Source organism: Streptomyces yatensis, from assembly GCF_018069625.1.
Classification (GTDB): Bacteria; Actinomycetota; Actinomycetes; order Streptomycetales; family Streptomycetaceae; genus Streptomyces; species Streptomyces yatensis.
On sequence record NZ_CP072941.1, the window covers coordinates 324,744 to 339,546 of the forward strand.

The following is a 14,803-nucleotide window of genomic DNA, read 5'->3' on the forward strand; positions in this document are numbered from 1 at the left end:
CGTCATGGCCGCCGGCCGGGCGGACCCGCCGTCTCGCCGGTACGGAACGCGCAGGCCACCAAAGGTTCGTGGGTCTCCTCGCCGGCCACCATGGCGGCGAAGAGCCGGACGGCGGCCGCGCCGAGCTGGTGCCGGGGCACGTCGAATCCCATGGGGACGGGCGCCGCGGCCAAGTCCGGCGGCGGGCCGCCGAGCAGCCCGAGCGAGACGTCCCCGGGGCAGTCGAGCCCCGCCTCCCGGACGGCGGCGTCCAGCGCGCGCCAGGCCGCACCGGTGTCCGTCTCCTCCGCGACGAACGCCGTCACCCCGTCCCCGACCAGCGCCCGCACCCGCTGTGCCGTCACCTCGGCCGCCGGGTCGGCGCAGCGCAGTACCGCCTCCGGGCCCGTGTCGGCGCCGACGGCCGCCAGCCCCTCCACAAAGCCGCGCTGACGGTCCGTGGACGCCGGGGCGTCGTCGTCCTCGCGCACCAGGACGATGCGCCGGTGACCCAGCGCCGCCAGATGCTCCACGACGGCGCGGCTGGCGCTGACGTAGTCGGCGCCGACCCAGGCCAGCCCCTCCAGTTCCTCGCGGCGGCCCAGGTGGACCACCGGGAACCCGTCGGCCACCAGCCGCTTGAGCTCGGCACCCGGCGCGTGGCGGCCGAGGAAGAGGCAGCCGTCGGCCAGGCGCACCCGGCCGAGCGCGTCCGGCCCGCCCGCGCTCGACCCTGTGAAGAGCACCAGGTCATAGCCGCGGGCGGCCGCCTCCTGCTCCACGCCGACGAGGAACGGGTAGTACGAGTGCTGCACGTCCGTCGGGAACGTCGCGGTGAAGCTGAAGACGCCGAGGAGGTTGTTGCGGGCGGCGGCCAGCCGCCGCGCGGCCGGGTCGTGCACGTACCCGAGGCTGCGGGCGGCGTCGAGGACGCGCTGCCGGGTCTCCTCGGAGATCGTCGCCGCCTTGCCGTCCGTGCGGGCCGACAGCACCAGCGAGACGGTGGCCTGCGAGACTCCGGCGAGCTGGGCCACCTCCGCCTGCCGCGGGCGTGACGTACGGCCGACCGAGCCGGGATTGCGCCCCGGCTTCGCCCGCTTCCTCGACTGCTCCACGCGTGCTTCCCTCTCCCCGTCGATTGGTAATGCGCATTACCTATGCGCATTACCGAGCACTCTGCGGGTGGCGTGTGGAGAAGGTCAAGACCCGTGCGGCGGCTTTCCGTTCGAGCGGGGCGCAATGGTGACCGTCCTGGAGGAGGCGGACCGCTCCGGCTCCGATGGAGGCCGTTCGCGGTCCGGCTGACGGCCGCGTCGGCGCCCCGAGCCCCATTGATGCCGTTCGGTTACCCGACCGGCACTCCCCGTACGCCGTGGTGGACGAGGATTCCACTCGTCGCCGGACCGATCCGGTTCAACGGGATGTACGGGGGGATTCCATGCACCGTTCCATCGCGGCCGCCGCGGCGGTCGTCACACTCACCGCCACCCTTGTGGCGTGCGGCGGTTCGGACATAGGTGTCGGCAAGGGCGGGCCCACGAAGAACACCGGCCCCCCCGGCCCCACCGAACCCGGCGGCGAGCAGGCGCCGGAGGCCGCGCCCAGCAGCGCGGGGCCGCCGGTCGGCAAGCTCGGCGACACTCTCGCGCTGGAGGGACTGGCCGTCTGGACACCACGGGCACGGTCCGGGCCGACTTCACGCTGAAGAGGTACGTGGACCGCGCCCAGGCGGAGGTCGCCTACTTCGAGGCTCCCGCCGGGGAGCGCCTGGTCGCGGCGGAGTTCTCGATCGTCGGCACGGGCACGGGCACCTACCACGACGCCGGGTACAGCGGGGCGAAGGTCATCGACTCGACGGGGAAGAAGTACATCGGCAAGCCCGGGTCCCCCACCGTCGGCGAGTCCCTGGACCTCTCGCTGGTCCTCCAGCCGGGCGAGCGGGCCGCCGGGTGGATCGTCTTCGACGTACCGGAGGGCGCGAAGATCACGGCCGTGACCTACCAGATGGACGCGACGGGCTCGACGAGGAGCGCGTGGGCAGGTGGAACCTCGGTTAGCGACTCCTACCCGGTCGCGGCTCGTCGGCGGTCTCAACAAGCTGCCACACACACCCACTTCTTGCCATATATGGTGGACGGGTGAGTTCACATGACCTGGAGCCCCGGCGTCCGTCCCCGCGGGTGGAAAAGATAGACAGCACGCTGGCGGTACTGATCATCATCGGGATCGCCTCGGGATCGTTCTGGCTGGCCTCGGGCCTCACCTCGTCCTACATGTGGCTGCTCACCTGACACGCGGCACGATGGTCAGCGGGCCCGGGGCATGAGGCGTCGCCCCGGGCCGCTGGGAGGGGAGCCGGGTTCAGTCCGGCAGTCCCCACGGCTTCGCGTCGCCGATGGCCGGTACGTCGCGCGGTCGCAGCTCCGGGTGGGCGCCGCGCGGGGCGACGACGGCCGTCTCGTCGCGGCCGAGCGGGATCTCGATACGGCCGGGTCCGGTCTCCCGGTACCGCAGCCGGCGGCCGTGCTCGTCCCGTACGTCGACGGCGCCGGCGATTCCGTGGTGCAGCACCAGTGGCGCGCCCGCCTCGCTGTGCACCCGCACCCACCGGGTCCTGCCGCCGGCGCGGTCCGCGTCGACGAGGAACGCGCCCTGGGCGCGCAGGGCCTGGAACGAGACGTCCGGCCAGCGCCGTGACACGGAGGGAAAGACCCGGACGACGCCGCCATGGCTCTGTATGCCCATGTCGAGGATCGACTGGGCCGTGCTCAGAGGGCTCTCGATGCCCAGGTTGGTGTCCTCCGCGTACATGGTGTTCGCGGTCATGTAGCAGTCCATGTAGGACTCGTCGAAGAGGTTCCCGGTGAAGGTGGTGAGGAAGTCGAGGGCGTCCTCGGGCCGCCCCATCCGCGACGCCATCGAGGAGGCCGCCGCGTAGCTGTACCCCGCCCACAGGCTGCGGTCCTCGGTCCAGTGGTCGAAGGTGGTGCGCATGATGTCCCGGTCGGCCGGACGGTCCCAGGTGAGCTCGTGCAGCGGGTACAGCCACAGCATGTGGGAGAAGTGGCGGTGGGAGTCGGCGAGCGGTGTGCCGGCGCCGATCGTGACACCGGTCGCGTCGCGCGGGTAGTCGACCAGACGCCGCAGGATCTCCCGCCAGCGGCCGGCGCGCGGGTTGTCCGTGCGGAGGATGCGCAGGCAGTCCAGGAGCGTGGCGCAGCCCCAGCGGAGCAAGGAGAGGTCGTAGGTGCAGTCCACCGCGTCCGCGTACTCCGGAGACCGGGTGAGCGGCAGATGCAGCTTGCCGTCACCGCCCTCGTGGAGGAAGTGGTCGTAGTAGTTCACCGCTTTGACGAGGATCGGGTAGAGGACGTCGCGCACGATGCGGATGTCCATGGTGTGGCGGTAGCTGAGCCAGACGTTGTGCATGGCCCAGGAGAGGTTGCCGTTGTTGTCGGTCTTGGTGGCGGTGCCGGGGACGCCGACGGTGTGGGTGCCGGGGCGCAACGTCCAGTCGGAGGGGTGGGCGAGGGCGTAGATCTGCTCGTTCGGGATCTCGGGCGGGAGGGACAGCGGCAGATTCTTCTCGAAGTCCCTGAAGGCGGAGGTGACGGAGTCGAGTTCGAGGTGGTTGGAGCCCTGGATGAGCCAGGTGGCGATCTGGACGTTCAGGTTCCACCAGACCGCGGTCCAACTCCCTCCGGTCTCCGGGTACCAGGGTCCCCACTCGGACATCGAGGGTCCTCCGGCGCGGGTGGCGCAGGCGGCCTTGTAGAGCTGGATCCAGTAGAAGTCCTGGATCCGCTTGTCGGGCACGGAGAGCAGGCTGCGCCGGTAGAAGCGGTTCCACCAGCCGCGGTGTACGCGCACCAGCTCGTCCGGGTCCTCGGCCAGCGTGCGCGCCACCTCGGCCACGGCGAGTTGGGTGGTCTTCGCGAGGTCCTCGGGGTAGCGGTAGACGATGTGCGCGGCGAGCAGCCTGCCGGTGCCGACGCGGCGTTCGCGCCATGCGGTGGCCCAGCCGCCGCCGGCGATCAGCGGCTGTTCGACGTAGTGGGTGGCGCCCGTGGAGCCGGTGCGGGGGTCGGGGTTGCCGGTGTAGTCGGCGGGCTTGCCCTTCGTCCGGGGCGAGGCGGCGGGCAGCCAGGTGAACGACCAGGCCGCGCTCTCCTCGCCCGCGCTCGGCCGGGTGGAGATCAGCAGCGCGGTACGGGCGTTGTGCACCAGCATCGAGAAGCGGACGCTGCCCCGGGTGGTGGTGACGGTGCCGGTCAGCTCGGCGTCCCAGATGTCGAGCGTCCAGTCGACGCCGGTCACCTCTCCGGCGAGGGTGAGGTCGAAGTGGCCGATGGGCAGCCGTGAGTAGCCGTAGGTGGCGGCCCACTGGGGGCGCTGGTCCTGTACGTGATAGTGGCTGACCATCACTTTCACGGAGTTGGCCGTGGCGCCCCGGTAGACGTTCGCCCCGAGCAGCCCGTTGCCGAGGAAGGGGCCGTCCTTCCAGTCGCCGGGCAGCCGCCGCCACCGCAGGGCGGCCGCCCTGGCCAGCCGCTCGGACAGGCTGCCCGCCTCGTCGGCGCCTCGGGGCGCGGCCCAGGCGGTGCCGGCTCCGCCCAGCGGGCCCGCGGCCCCGAGCGCCACCGCCGACCCGGCTGCGGCCGCCGAGCCGATCACACCTCTTCGAGAGATCCCGTTCCCTGTCGTTGGGGTCACGTATGTGCCTCCCATCTCCGGTGGTGAACTACCCGGCATGGTGCAGGCCGTAGGAGCCACAGGGGAAGACCTCCGACGTATCGGAATTCGGAAGTTCCCATATCCGCAGATGAATTGGACCTATCCCGTCACTTCGAAGCGACGAAGGGCATCAGCCAGCCGATGTATATCCCTTCCTCACGCAGACCGCCGCCACTGGCCACCGGACACTCCACGTCCGCGTCATATGTTGTCCAAATCCCGTCAATTCCGCCTACTGGCCGACTGTCTAGAGTCCCTCACCGTGGGACCCCGCCGTCGGCCGGCTGCGGGGAACGGTCACGACACTCATGGGAGCCAGAGTGAAACGTCGCACCCTCCTGCGTGCCGCCGTCATCGGCGGCTCCTCGGCAGCTTTCGGCGGAACCCTGTGGCGCGGCGCCGCGTACGCCGCACCGGCGCAGCCGGGCGCCGGCCCGTACGGAGCACTGGGTTCGCCGGACGCCAATCGCGTACGGCTTCCCGCCGGGTTCACCAGCCGGGTCATCGCCCGTTCCCGGCAGACGGTCGCCGGCACCTCGTACACCTGGCACGACGCCCCGGACGGCGGGGCCTGTTATGCCGACGGCAGCGGCTGGATCTATGTCTCCAACTCGGAGATCAACCCGTCGGGCGGGGCGAGCGCGGTGAGGTTCTCCTCGACCGGGACGGTCACCGGCGCCTACCGCGTCCTCTCCGGTACCCGGCAGAACTGCGCGGGAGGCAAGACCCCGTGGAACACCTGGCTGTCCTGTGAGGAGGTCGACCGCGGCTATGTGTACGAGACCGACCCCTGGGGCGTGAAGGCCGCGGTGCGGCGCGACGCGATGGGGCGCTTCAAGCACGAGGCCGCGGCGGCCGATCCCGTCCGCCGGACCCTCTACCTGACCGAGGACGTCACGGACGGCTGCTTCTACCGATTTACCCCGGCGACGTGGGGTGACCTGTCCTCCGGCAGGCTGGAGGTCATGGTCGCCGGTTCCGGCACCAGTGGCTCCGTCACCTGGGCGACCGTACCGGACCCGACCGGCGCCACCGCCACCCGCAACCAGGTGGCCGGGGCCAAGCGGTTCAACGGTGGCGAAGGGTGTTACTACGCGAACGACACCTGCTGGTTCACCACCAAGGGCGACAACCGGGTGTGGCAGTACGACGCGGCCGCCCAGACGATCGAACTGGCCTATGACGATTCGCTGGTGACCGGCGGCACGGCCCCGCTGACCGGTGTGGACAACGTCACCGGGGCCGCCTCCGGCGATCTGTTCGTGGCCGAGGACGGCGGGAACATGGAGATCTGTGTCATCACCCCGGACGATGTGGTGGCCCCGTTCCTGCGCATCGACGGCCAGTCGGGCTCGGAGATCACCGGCCCGGCGTTCTCGCCGGACGGCACGCGGCTGTACTTCTCCAGCCAGCGCGGCACCAGCGGCAGCTCGTCGGGCGGTATCACCTATGAGGTGACGGGGCCGTTCCGCGGCTGACGGTCTGCGGTGAACCGGAGCCGGAGCCGCTGCCTGGCGAGCGCCCGGCGGCGGCTCCGGAGTACGGGCAGCAGACCGTCCGGCCGCCGCCCGGCGGGGTTCACCGGGTGTCGGTCACGGTGACCGGCTCGTCGTTCTTGAGCTCCTGCACAAGCTGTCCGACCTTGGCCTTGTCCCACTGGAGGTTGCCGCCGACGCTGCCGGAGACGGGCATGTTCATCGACTTGCCGTCGCTGCCGGTGACGTCCTGCATGGCGAAGAACATCTTGGCCAGGTAGTAGGGGTTCATGTCCTTGTCGACGATGAGGGTTCCCAGTCCGGCTTCCATGGTGGGGTAGAGCCTGAAGGGGTTCAGGAGCGTGCCGGGCGTCGCGGTCTGGCCGGCCAGCGCGGAGAGGAACTTCTGCTGGTTCTTGGTGCGCTCCAGGTCGCTGGTGGCGAACGCGTGCCGGGTGCGGACGAACGCGAGCGCCTGCCGGCCGTTCAGCGTCTGCTCGCCCGCGTCGAAGTCGGCGCCGGACCACTTGTCCTTGAAGCCCTTGTCGAGGGTCATGTCGACGCCGCCGATGGAGTCGACGATGTTGGCGAAGCCGGAGAACCCGACCTCCGCGTAGTGGTCGATGTGCAGACCGGTGTTGTACTCGACGGTGCGGACCAGGAGCTGTGGGCCGTCGATGGCGTACGCGGCGTTCAGCTTGTTGTCGCCCAACGGGCCCTTGATGTCCCCGGACTCGGAGCCGCGGAACTTCGGGATGGTCACGTTCGAGTCGCGCGGCAGCGATATGAGTGACGGGCCGGACGCGCCGTCGTGCAGGATCATCATCGAGTCCGTGCGGTTGCCGTCGGCGGAGCCCGTGTGCAGGTCCTTCTTCTGCTGGTCCGACATGCCCTCGCGGCTGTCGGAACCCACGATCAGATAGTTGGTGCCCTCCCCCGTGCCGGGGCGGTCGACCACCTTGCTGAGGTCGACTTCCTTGCGCAGCTCGGAGTCGGCCCAGAAGTACGTTGCCACCGAGACGACCAGCAGAACGAGGACCAAGGCGACCAGGACACGTATGACCGTCCTGCCACGGCGGCGGCGCGGCCTGCCGCGGTGCCCACCACCGTGCTCCTCGTACGGGAACTCATCCGGTGGGTGCGTGCCGCCGGTACCCGGCGCGGCGTTTCCCCATCCAGAGGGGTGCGCGAAGTCGGGATTTCTGCTGTCGGTCCGTGGATGCATGCCCGACAGTGTGCATTCCTCGCCCGGCTGAAACGCAAATGGCGGAGGGGATGCGCCTCGGAGTGTTTCCAATTTGATACACAACTCCACGGCGGGCAGCGAAAAGCGCACAGCCGATATTTCCCATCAGCTGTGACCGAGCAAGTGGAGGCTCTGCGGCCACCCTACATTTTGGACATTACCTGTGTGTTCTCCCGGCGGACCTCCGGCTCTCGTGTGCTGGCGTTCTGGGATTTGCCGCGTACGGTTGGGGCGTGGCTCCACACACCACTCCACGGCGGTGATGACGGTGCCATCACATACAGCGCCGGGGGCGCGGATCGTGTTACTCGGCCGGAATCGGACGGGGCCTGCCGGGCGAAAATGGCCAGGAGTAACACGCGTTTACGGTACGGCGCTGTAGGTACTGCCGACTGGTCATCGGCGCGCGTCCTCCCTGATCGATCTCCGGTCCCCCCCGGGTGCAGGGACAGCAGGACGCGTGGCGCGGGCGGGTACACGCTATCCGCCCGCGCCCTCCTTGAGCCCCCTGTCGGCCCCAGCTGCCGGCATCGCCCGCGCGGGGCATCGCCGCTGGTCGCCGCAGGGTCCGGAGCGGCCGTCCGCCCGAACACGGCGGCGGCCGGCACCCCTCGGCACGAGAAGGGGTACCGGCCGCCGGGCGTGCGGAGTCAGAGCCGTCGCACCCAGGCGGCGGCGCCGTGCCCGATCGCCAGATAAATCACCGCGGGCAGTGCGTAGTTGAAGAAGACCCGCACGGATTCCGTGTCCATCGTGAAGATGTCCTGTGACCAGCCGGCGAGCCAGTCCGCTACACCGTGCACGAAGTCGACGAAGACATTCGCCTGATTCGCGTCGAGCATGTACAGCAGGATCCACAACGCCAGAAAACCCGCGGCAATGTCTGCGACGGTGTGAATGACCAACGCTGTCCTGTCTGCACCCAGACCCCCTCGATTGCCCGCCCGACGCTGATTGTCCGGGGGATAGCCGGCCGGGCCGGCGTGGTATGGGCGATTTCCGTCGCTGTTGTACTGGCTGTTATCCGCTATGCGGTCATGGGGGTAACTCATGAGGCTCCCCCTTGCCGGGCCAGCCCACCCGAAACCTTCTTCACACTCGTTTCACACCGGTGTTCCCGGGGCGTTATGAAATTCACCGAGAACCGGCCTCATCCGGAGTAATTTGATGCAACTTCAGTTCTCTTGGAGCGGTGTGGACGGCATGGTCGGGCGCGTGGGCTCCGTCCGGCCGAGCGCATCCGAAACGAGCCGGGGCGCCGGGTGAACACCCCTGTTTCGGCGGGGATCCCGCCATCGGGGAAGGCTATCGTCCACCTGGTCCGGCTGACGGACACCGTCGCCTCCGCTAGTCCAGCGGGCACCTCGTGAGCAGTGTCGCGGGATCCGCGTCGGCCGGGCGCTGAACGGTGTGGTCCGCCGGGGGGCGGCCCTTTCCGGTCAGCCACTGTTCCAGTGCCACGAAGGCGGAGCGGTGGCAGGGGACGATCGGGCGGAGCTTGTCGGGGTAGGCGTCGACGAGGGAGTCGACGTGGGTGCCGTCCTCGATACGGTAGTAGCGCAGCAGCGCGCCCCGGCCGGCCCGGCGCACCATGCGGGCGTAGACGTCCGAGTCCTTGCTGATGGGCAGCAGCGCGTCGAGGGTGCCGTGCAGGGTGATCAGCGGTTTGCCGATGCGTCCGGTCAGTGCGATGCGCTCGACGGCGCGGTGGACCGCGGGCGGCCGGGTGGCGTAGTCGTAGTCGGCGTCACAGCCGGGGGTGCCCGGGGCGCAGTAGGGGGTGCCCGCCTCGGCCGCCCCGTCGAAGTCCGGGTCGGCTTCCTCGCGGTAGATGCGCTGGGTCAGGTCCCAGTAGACCTGGTGGTGGTAGGGCCACAGAAACTCCGAGCCCGCCGGGTAGCCGGCCTTGCGCATGGCCTTCCGGGCGTCCTCGGCTCCGGCCCCGCCGGCCGCGTACACCGGGTAAGCGCGCAGCGCGGGCGGCAGGAAGGTGAGCGGGTTGGGGCCGTCGGAGCGCCATAGGGTGCCCTCCCAGTCCACTCCCCCGTCGTACAGCTCGGGGTGGTTCTCCAGCTGCCAGCGCACCAGGTAGCCGCCGTTGGACAGGCCGGTGGCGAGAGTGCGGACGGGGGGCCGGTGATACCGCTGGGTGACGACGCCCCGGGCGGCGCGGGTGAGCTGGGTGACGCGCTCGTTCCACTCGGCGATGGCGCCACCGGGCCCGCGGCCGTCGCGGTAGAAGGCGGGGCCGGTGTTGCCCTTGTCCGTGGCGGCGAAGGCGTAGCCGCGGGAGAGCACCCAGTCGGAGATCGCGCGGTCGTTGGCGTACTGCTCGCGGTTGGCCGGGGTTCCGGAGACCACCAGACCGCCGTTCCAGTGGTCGGGCAGCCGGATGACGAACTGCGCGTCGTGGTTCCAGCCGTGGTTGGCGTTGGTGGTCGAGGTGTCGGGGAAGTAGCCATCGATCTGGATCCCGGGAACGCCGCTCGGTGTGGGCAGCCCCTCGGGGGTGAGTCCCGCGAAGTCGGCCGGATCGGTGTGGCCCGAGGCCACCGTTCCGGCCGTGGTCAATTCGTCCAGGCAGTCGGCCTGTTGGTGGGCCGCGCCCGGTACGTGCGGCAGGGCGGATCCGGGGCAGCGGCCGCCCGGTGTCCCCTCCGCGCCGGCCGCGGGCACCGCCGCGGCCGATGCGACGACGAGCACACAGGCGCCCACGAGCGACAGTACTCCGAGGGCGGCGTGCCGTCCGGGCCGTCCGCGGGGTGGGGCGGAGGCCGTGCGGGGTGAAGACATCCGATTCTCCTCCGAGCGCCTTCAGCCGCCGAGACCGAAGAACTTGGTGATCCAGTAGCTGGAGCAGATCGAGTCCAGGAAGTACGGGGCACCGGTGCTGCCGCATTGTTCGGCGCCGGTGCCGGGGTCGACCGGTGTGCCGTGACCGATGCCGGGGACCTTGTTGACCTCGACGGCCACCGTGCCGTCGGAGGCCACGTACTCGTCGTGCCGGGTGGCGTTGGGGCCGATGCTCGAGGTGCGGGTGGGCGTCTGGGACAGCCCGTGCAACGCCGTCCACTGATCGCGCAGTTCGGTGGCGTTGCGCGGCACGACCGTGGTGTCGCGGTCGCCGTACCAGATGGCGGCCCGCGGCCACGGTCCCTGGTACGACGGGTACGCATCGCGCACCCGCTGGGCCCACTCGTCCGGACCGAGGTCGAGCCCGGGGTTCATGCACAGGTAAGGGCTGCTGTTCTTGGTGCAGTTGTAGGGCAGGCCCGCGACGACCGCGCCGGCGGAGAAGACATCGGGGTAGGTGGCGAGCATGACGGAGGTCATGGCACCGCCGGCGGACAGTCCGGTGATGTAGACCCGCTTGGAGTCCCCACCGTATGCCGACACGGCGTGGCCGGCCATCTGCCGAATCGACAGGGCCTCGCCCTGGTCACGCCGGTTGTCACCGGCCTGGAACCAGTTGAAGCACTTGGTGAGGTTGTTCGAGTAGGTGGTCTCCGCGAGCACCAGGACGAACTTGTCGCGGTCCGCGAGCGCGGGCAGCCCCGAGTTGTCGGCGTAGACCTGGGCGCTCTGTGTGCACCCGTGGAGCGCGACGACCACCGGCGCGTTCGCGGGCAGCGACGCCGGCTTGTACACGTACATGTTCAACGCCCCGGGATTGGAGCCGAAGTTGCTCACCTTCGTGAGGGTGACCGCGGCGTTCGCGGTGGGCGCGGGACCGGCGAGGACGGCTCCGAGCACGAGGGCGGCGACGGGGAGGAGCCGGGCGGCGATGCGGCTCCATCGACTCCGTGACGGTACGTGGCGCGGCGGAACTGGCATGGCAGGCTCCTTCGGTTGACGCGCTCCCGGTGTTCGTGAGGCCACCGGCGTCGCTGGGCGCCGGAAGCACCAGACATGGCCGGAACCGTAGAATCGGCCGTGGCCCGTCGCCATGGCCGCGGGCACCACAAGCGAATTCGCCGCCGTCGGCGTCACACGGATTGCGCGGTCGAGGACCGATCTGCTAATTGGCCCGGCCGTCACCAGCCGGCCACTTGCCTTCTCCCCCACGCGGCGACCAGCCGCCAACTTCCTCCGGGTTTTCCCGGAATGTCGGACCGACCGGTCCGTAGCTCTGCGGGGGGGCAGGGGCCGCCGCGCGGCCCCTGTGCCTCCCGGTCAGCCCGGCCGAGGTGAGCATGGTGTCCTGCGCCATGTCGTGGGTCGACCCGCTGTCTGCCCTGTTATCCGCTCCGCCGCAGGGCGTCTCCGCGGGGTGCGCGCGCAGGCCCACGCAGCCCTCGACGGTGCCATCGGGGGCCTCCGCCACGAGGAAGTCGGCCGCACGGGTGGCGTAGAGCGCGACGGGCCGCTCCCGCAGCGCCCCCGAACGCACGAAGGGCCGGGACAGCTCGGCGAGTGCGGTGGCGTCCTCCGGACGGGCGCCGCGCACACGGGACGTCCGCGCGAGGAAGGCGGGCGGCAGCGGGGCAGGGCAGGGCGTAGCCGTGATCAAGGCTTTCCTTCCTCGGTTCCGCGGTCGGAGGGCCCGGCCGGTGAGCACCTCGGCGTGCTTCATCTCATCCCGTGCGGATCCCGGTCTCCCGGCCGTCGACGTAGGTCGCCACCACCTCGATGTCCCCGATGCGCGAGGTGTCGACCCGCCGGGGGTCGTCCCCGAGCACGACGAGGTCGGCGAGTTTGCCCGGGGCGAGGCTGCCCAGGCTGTCCTCCCGGTGGCAGGCGACGGCACCCGCGACCGTGTAGGCCCGCAGGGCCTCGTCGCGGGTGATGCCCTCCTCCGGGCCGATCACCTGGCCGGACTCGGAGGCGCGGTCGACCATGAACTGGATGGCCCGCAGCGGCGATCCGTCCGTGACGGGGCGGTCGGAGCTGCCGACGAGGGGGATGCCGTGGTCCAGGAAGGCCCGGCCGCGGTAGAGCCACGTGGCCCGCTCCTCGCCCATGATCGCCGCATAGTCGTCGCCGAAGTAGCGCAGGAAGTTGGGCTGGACGACGGCGCTGATGCCGAGCCGTGCGAAGCGCGGGAGCTGGTCGGGGCGGATCAGCCCGGCGTGCTCGATGCGGTGCCGGGCGTCGGGGCGCGGCCGGAGGCGCTGGGCCCGTTCCAGGGCGTCCAGGGCGACATCGGCGGCGCGGTCGCCGATCGCGTGGACGGCGAGCTGCCACCCGGCCAGGTGGCCGTCCACGATCGTGTCCGCGAGCGTCCCCGGGTCGTCCTGCAGCTCACCGGCGTGGTCCAGCCCTTCGTACGGGCTGCTGAGCGCCGCGGTCCTGGCCATCATGCCGCCGTCGGTGTAGATCTTCAGGGCGCCGACCGAGAGCCGGTCGTCACCGAATCCGGTGCGCAGACCGAGGTCGAGGGCCCGGGGAATGCCGTCGGCCTCGTGTGCGCCCACCGGGCGCAGCCGGTCGGCGGACACCATGAGCTGGACGCGCAGCGGCAACAGGCCCGATTCGGCGGCGAGTTGGTAGGCACCCAGTTCGACGGGGCTGTGGCCGAAGAGGGCGCCGCCGATGCCCGCCTCGGCGCAGGCGGTGACGCCTTCGGCCAGGCAGGTGCGGGCGGCGCGGCCGATCGCCTCGGCCAGCTCCGCCTGGGAGTACGGAAGGCGTAGGGCGCGGGCGGCGCCCATGGCGCCCTCGGCGAGGAAGCCGCGTTGGTGCGGGGTGTCGGCGGGCAGCAGATCGAGCACGGCGGAGTTGACCATGCAGCCGTGGCCGGAGTCATGCATCATGAACACCTTGCGCCCGTGGCTGACCTCGTCCAGTTCGGCGGCGGTCAGATGGCGTCCCAGGGCCCGCTGGTCGTAGCCGGCGATGCTCACCCAGGCGCCGGGCGAGCCCTTCCCGGTGACGGCCTCCTCCACGGCGGCGAGCGCCTCCTCGATCCGCGTGCACCCCGCGATGCTCGGGGTCCGCTGCTTGAACCCGGTCCAGGCCAGGTGCACATGGGGGTCGATGAACCCGGGCAGCACGGTGGCGCCCTGCAGATCGATCACCTCGCGGGCGGGCAGGGAGGTCACGGCGTCGTCCAGACCCACGATCCGGCCCCGCCACACGCCCAGGTCGTGGGCGACGGGGTGGTCCGGGTCCATGGTGAGGAAGCGGGCGTTCGTCAGTCTGGTGCAGAGCATCTGCCGGAACTCTCCTGGGTGCCGGGGCGGTTCGCGGGTCAAACTTAGGTTAGCCTCGCCTAATTGACAGGAGCTTAGCTGTGTCCCTTCCCTCTCACAAGGAGACGTTCATGCGCCTGAGTGCGACCGATGGGGAGAACGCCTTCGTCGCGTTCGGACTGCCCGGCACACCCGGCACCGACGAGTTCTGGGCGGCGGCGGGGACACCCGCGTCGGTGCCCGCCGACGGCGGCGGATGGACGACCTTGTTCCTGTGGCGCGGCTCTCCCGCGACCATCGGCTTCGAGAGCTGGTCGGAGCCGGTCCCCCTGCGCCGGTGGGGCGATACGGACTGCTGGTACGCCGAGGTGCGCATGCCCGCGCGGCTGCGGGTGACCTACCAGTTCCTCGCGGACGACGCGGCGCACGCCGACCCGTTCAACCCGGTCGGCGCGGGCGGTGACCGGTCCATCGCCACCACCCCGGACGCCCCGGCCCAGCCGCACTGGCCCGTCCTCGGCGCCGATGCCGTACTGCCCCTCCCCCACCACCGGATCCGCTGGAACAGCGCACGACTGGGCGGGCGGCGCACCGTGCGCGTGCACCCGGTGGGTGGCGGCGGACCCGTGGTCCTGCTGCTCGACGGCGACGACTGGCTGCATCTGCACCCGGCCATGACCGCGTTCGACTCGGCCGTCGCCAGTGGCGAGATGCCGCCCGTCACGCTCGTCTTCCTGCCGAGCAAGGACAGGGAGGCCGAGTTCGGGTGCGGCCCCGGGCTGTGGGAGGCGGTCCGGGACGAACTGCTGCCGCTGGTGGCGGAATCCGGCGCGGCCGCCGATCCGGACCGGCTGGTGGTCGCGGGGCAGAGCCTGGGCGGGCTGAGCGCGCTGTACGCGGCGCTGGAGTTCCCGGACCTGATCTCCCGCGTGGCCTGTCAGTCGGGGTCGTTCTGGTGGACACCGGGCGCCATGGACCTGCCGGACCCCATGGGCGGCCCGGTCGGCGGCACCATGGCCGCGCGTCTGCGGGAGCGCCCCGACCTGTCCGGTCTGCGGGTCGCCTTCGACGTGGGGGAGCACGAGACGCGGATGCTCCCCCACTGCGAGCTGGCCGAGACCCTGGTGCGGCAATCGGGCGCGACCGTACGGGTCTCGCGGTCGGCGGCGGGTCACGACCGGGCGGGCTGGCGGCACGCCCTGCTCAGGGATGTGGCCTGGACGCTCGGCTAGCGGGCC

Annotated in this window: 12 protein-coding genes and 1 pseudogene; 5 read left to right on the forward strand and 8 right to left on the reverse strand. The window is 70.9% G+C overall.

Translation table 11 applies throughout. The features are described 5' to 3' along the window. Positions 1-2 precede the first annotated feature (2 nt). Entirely contained in the window at positions 3-1,094 is a 1,092-nt protein-coding gene (locus J8403_RS01540; protein WP_211121461.1) for a LacI family DNA-binding transcriptional regulator, read from the reverse strand. A 323-nt stretch (positions 1,095-1,417) separates the two neighbouring features. Between J8403_RS01540 and J8403_RS01545 the strand changes: the two genes are divergently transcribed. From J8403_RS01545 to J8403_RS01555, 3 genes are read left to right on the forward strand one after another with little or no spacing between them, the layout of a single operon-like run. Beyond that, positions 1,418-1,684 (forward strand): hypothetical protein, encoded by a 267-nt coding sequence (locus J8403_RS01545; protein ID WP_211121462.1) that lies wholly within the window; start codon positions 1,418-1,420, stop codon positions 1,682-1,684. 8 nt (positions 1,685-1,692) lie between these two features. Continuing rightward, the gene (locus J8403_RS01550) at positions 1,693-2,121 is read left to right on the forward strand and encodes a DUF4352 domain-containing protein (RefSeq protein ID WP_211121463.1); all 429 of its coding nucleotides are present in this window, start codon (positions 1,693-1,695) and stop codon (positions 2,119-2,121) included. Beyond that, positions 2,118-2,270: a hypothetical protein gene (locus J8403_RS01555; RefSeq protein WP_014057504.1), complete on the forward strand. Its 153-nt coding sequence runs from the start codon at positions 2,118-2,120 to the stop codon at positions 2,268-2,270. Before J8403_RS01550 ends, J8403_RS01555 begins: the two co-directional genes overlap by 4 nt. A 70-nt stretch (positions 2,271-2,340) precedes the next feature. Here the strand turns inward: J8403_RS01555 and J8403_RS01560 are convergent, their stop codons facing one another. After that, positions 2,341-4,692 carry a glycosyl hydrolase family 95 catalytic domain-containing protein gene (locus J8403_RS01560; RefSeq protein WP_343245239.1) on the reverse strand — a complete coding sequence of 784 codons (2,352 nt, stop codon included), beginning with the start codon at positions 4,690-4,692 and terminating at the stop codon, positions 2,341-2,343. A gap of 341 nt (positions 4,693-5,033) precedes the next feature. On the opposite strand from J8403_RS01560, the gene J8403_RS01565 reads away from it, so the two are divergent. Continuing rightward, positions 5,034-6,191, forward strand: a complete 1,158-nt coding sequence (locus tag J8403_RS01565) for an alkaline phosphatase PhoX (protein WP_211121465.1) — start codon at positions 5,034-5,036, stop codon at positions 6,189-6,191. 100 nt (positions 6,192-6,291) lie between these two features. On the opposite strand, the gene J8403_RS01570 is transcribed toward J8403_RS01565, so the two are convergent. From J8403_RS01570 to J8403_RS01595, 6 genes and pseudogenes are all read right to left on the reverse strand, one after another. Next, positions 6,292-7,413: an LCP family protein gene (locus J8403_RS01570; protein ID WP_211121466.1), complete on the reverse strand. Its 1,122-nt coding sequence runs from the start codon at positions 7,411-7,413 to the stop codon at positions 6,292-6,294. Between the two features lie 671 nt (positions 7,414-8,084). Continuing rightward, positions 8,085-8,486 (reverse strand): hypothetical protein, encoded by a 402-nt coding sequence (locus tag J8403_RS43395; protein WP_246585636.1) that lies wholly within the window; start codon positions 8,484-8,486, stop codon positions 8,085-8,087. A 295-nt stretch (positions 8,487-8,781) separates the two neighbouring features. Beyond that, positions 8,782-10,227 carry a 3-hydroxybutyrate oligomer hydrolase family protein gene (locus tag J8403_RS01580; RefSeq protein ID WP_211121467.1) on the reverse strand — a complete coding sequence of 482 codons (1,446 nt, stop codon included), beginning with the start codon at positions 10,225-10,227 and terminating at the stop codon, positions 8,782-8,784. Positions 10,228-10,251: 24 nt separating this feature from the next. Continuing rightward, positions 10,252-11,268: pseudogene (locus J8403_RS01585) on the reverse strand (extracellular catalytic domain type 1 short-chain-length polyhydroxyalkanoate depolymerase); the annotation flags it as partial. A gap of 184 nt (positions 11,269-11,452) precedes the next feature. Further along, entirely contained in the window at positions 11,453-11,944 is a 492-nt protein-coding gene (locus tag J8403_RS43400; protein ID WP_425519738.1) for a GNAT family N-acetyltransferase, read from the reverse strand. 64 nt (positions 11,945-12,008) lie between these two features. Next, positions 12,009-13,586 carry an amidohydrolase gene (locus J8403_RS01595; protein ID WP_211121469.1) on the reverse strand — a complete coding sequence of 526 codons (1,578 nt, stop codon included), beginning with the start codon at positions 13,584-13,586 and terminating at the stop codon, positions 12,009-12,011. 110 nt (positions 13,587-13,696) lie between these two features. Here J8403_RS01595 and J8403_RS01600 point away from each other — a divergent pair, with 110 nt between their 5' ends. Beyond that, positions 13,697-14,797, forward strand: coding sequence for an alpha/beta hydrolase-fold protein (locus tag J8403_RS01600; RefSeq protein WP_211121470.1), 1,101 nt, complete (start codon positions 13,697-13,699; stop codon positions 14,795-14,797). The last annotated feature ends 6 nt before the right edge of the window (positions 14,798-14,803 follow it).

Coding starts and splice junctions, on each gene's coding strand:
- J8403_RS01545 (WP_211121462.1), top strand. CDS start 1,418: ATGCACCGTTCCATCGCGGCCGCCGCGGCGGTCGTCACACTCACCGCC.
- J8403_RS01570 (WP_211121466.1), bottom strand. CDS start 7,413: ATGCATCCACGGACCGACAGCAGAAATCCCGACTTCGCGCACCCCTCT.
- J8403_RS43395 (WP_246585636.1), bottom strand. CDS start 8,486: ATGAGTTACCCCCATGACCGCATAGCGGATAACAGCCAGTACAACAGC.
- J8403_RS01580 (WP_211121467.1), bottom strand. CDS start 10,227: ATGTCTTCACCCCGCACGGCCTCCGCCCCACCCCGCGGACGGCCCGGA.
- J8403_RS01595 (WP_211121469.1), bottom strand. CDS start 13,586: ATGCTCTGCACCAGACTGACGAACGCCCGCTTCCTCACCATGGACCCG.
- J8403_RS01600 (WP_211121470.1), top strand. CDS start 13,697: ATGCGCCTGAGTGCGACCGATGGGGAGAACGCCTTCGTCGCGTTCGGA.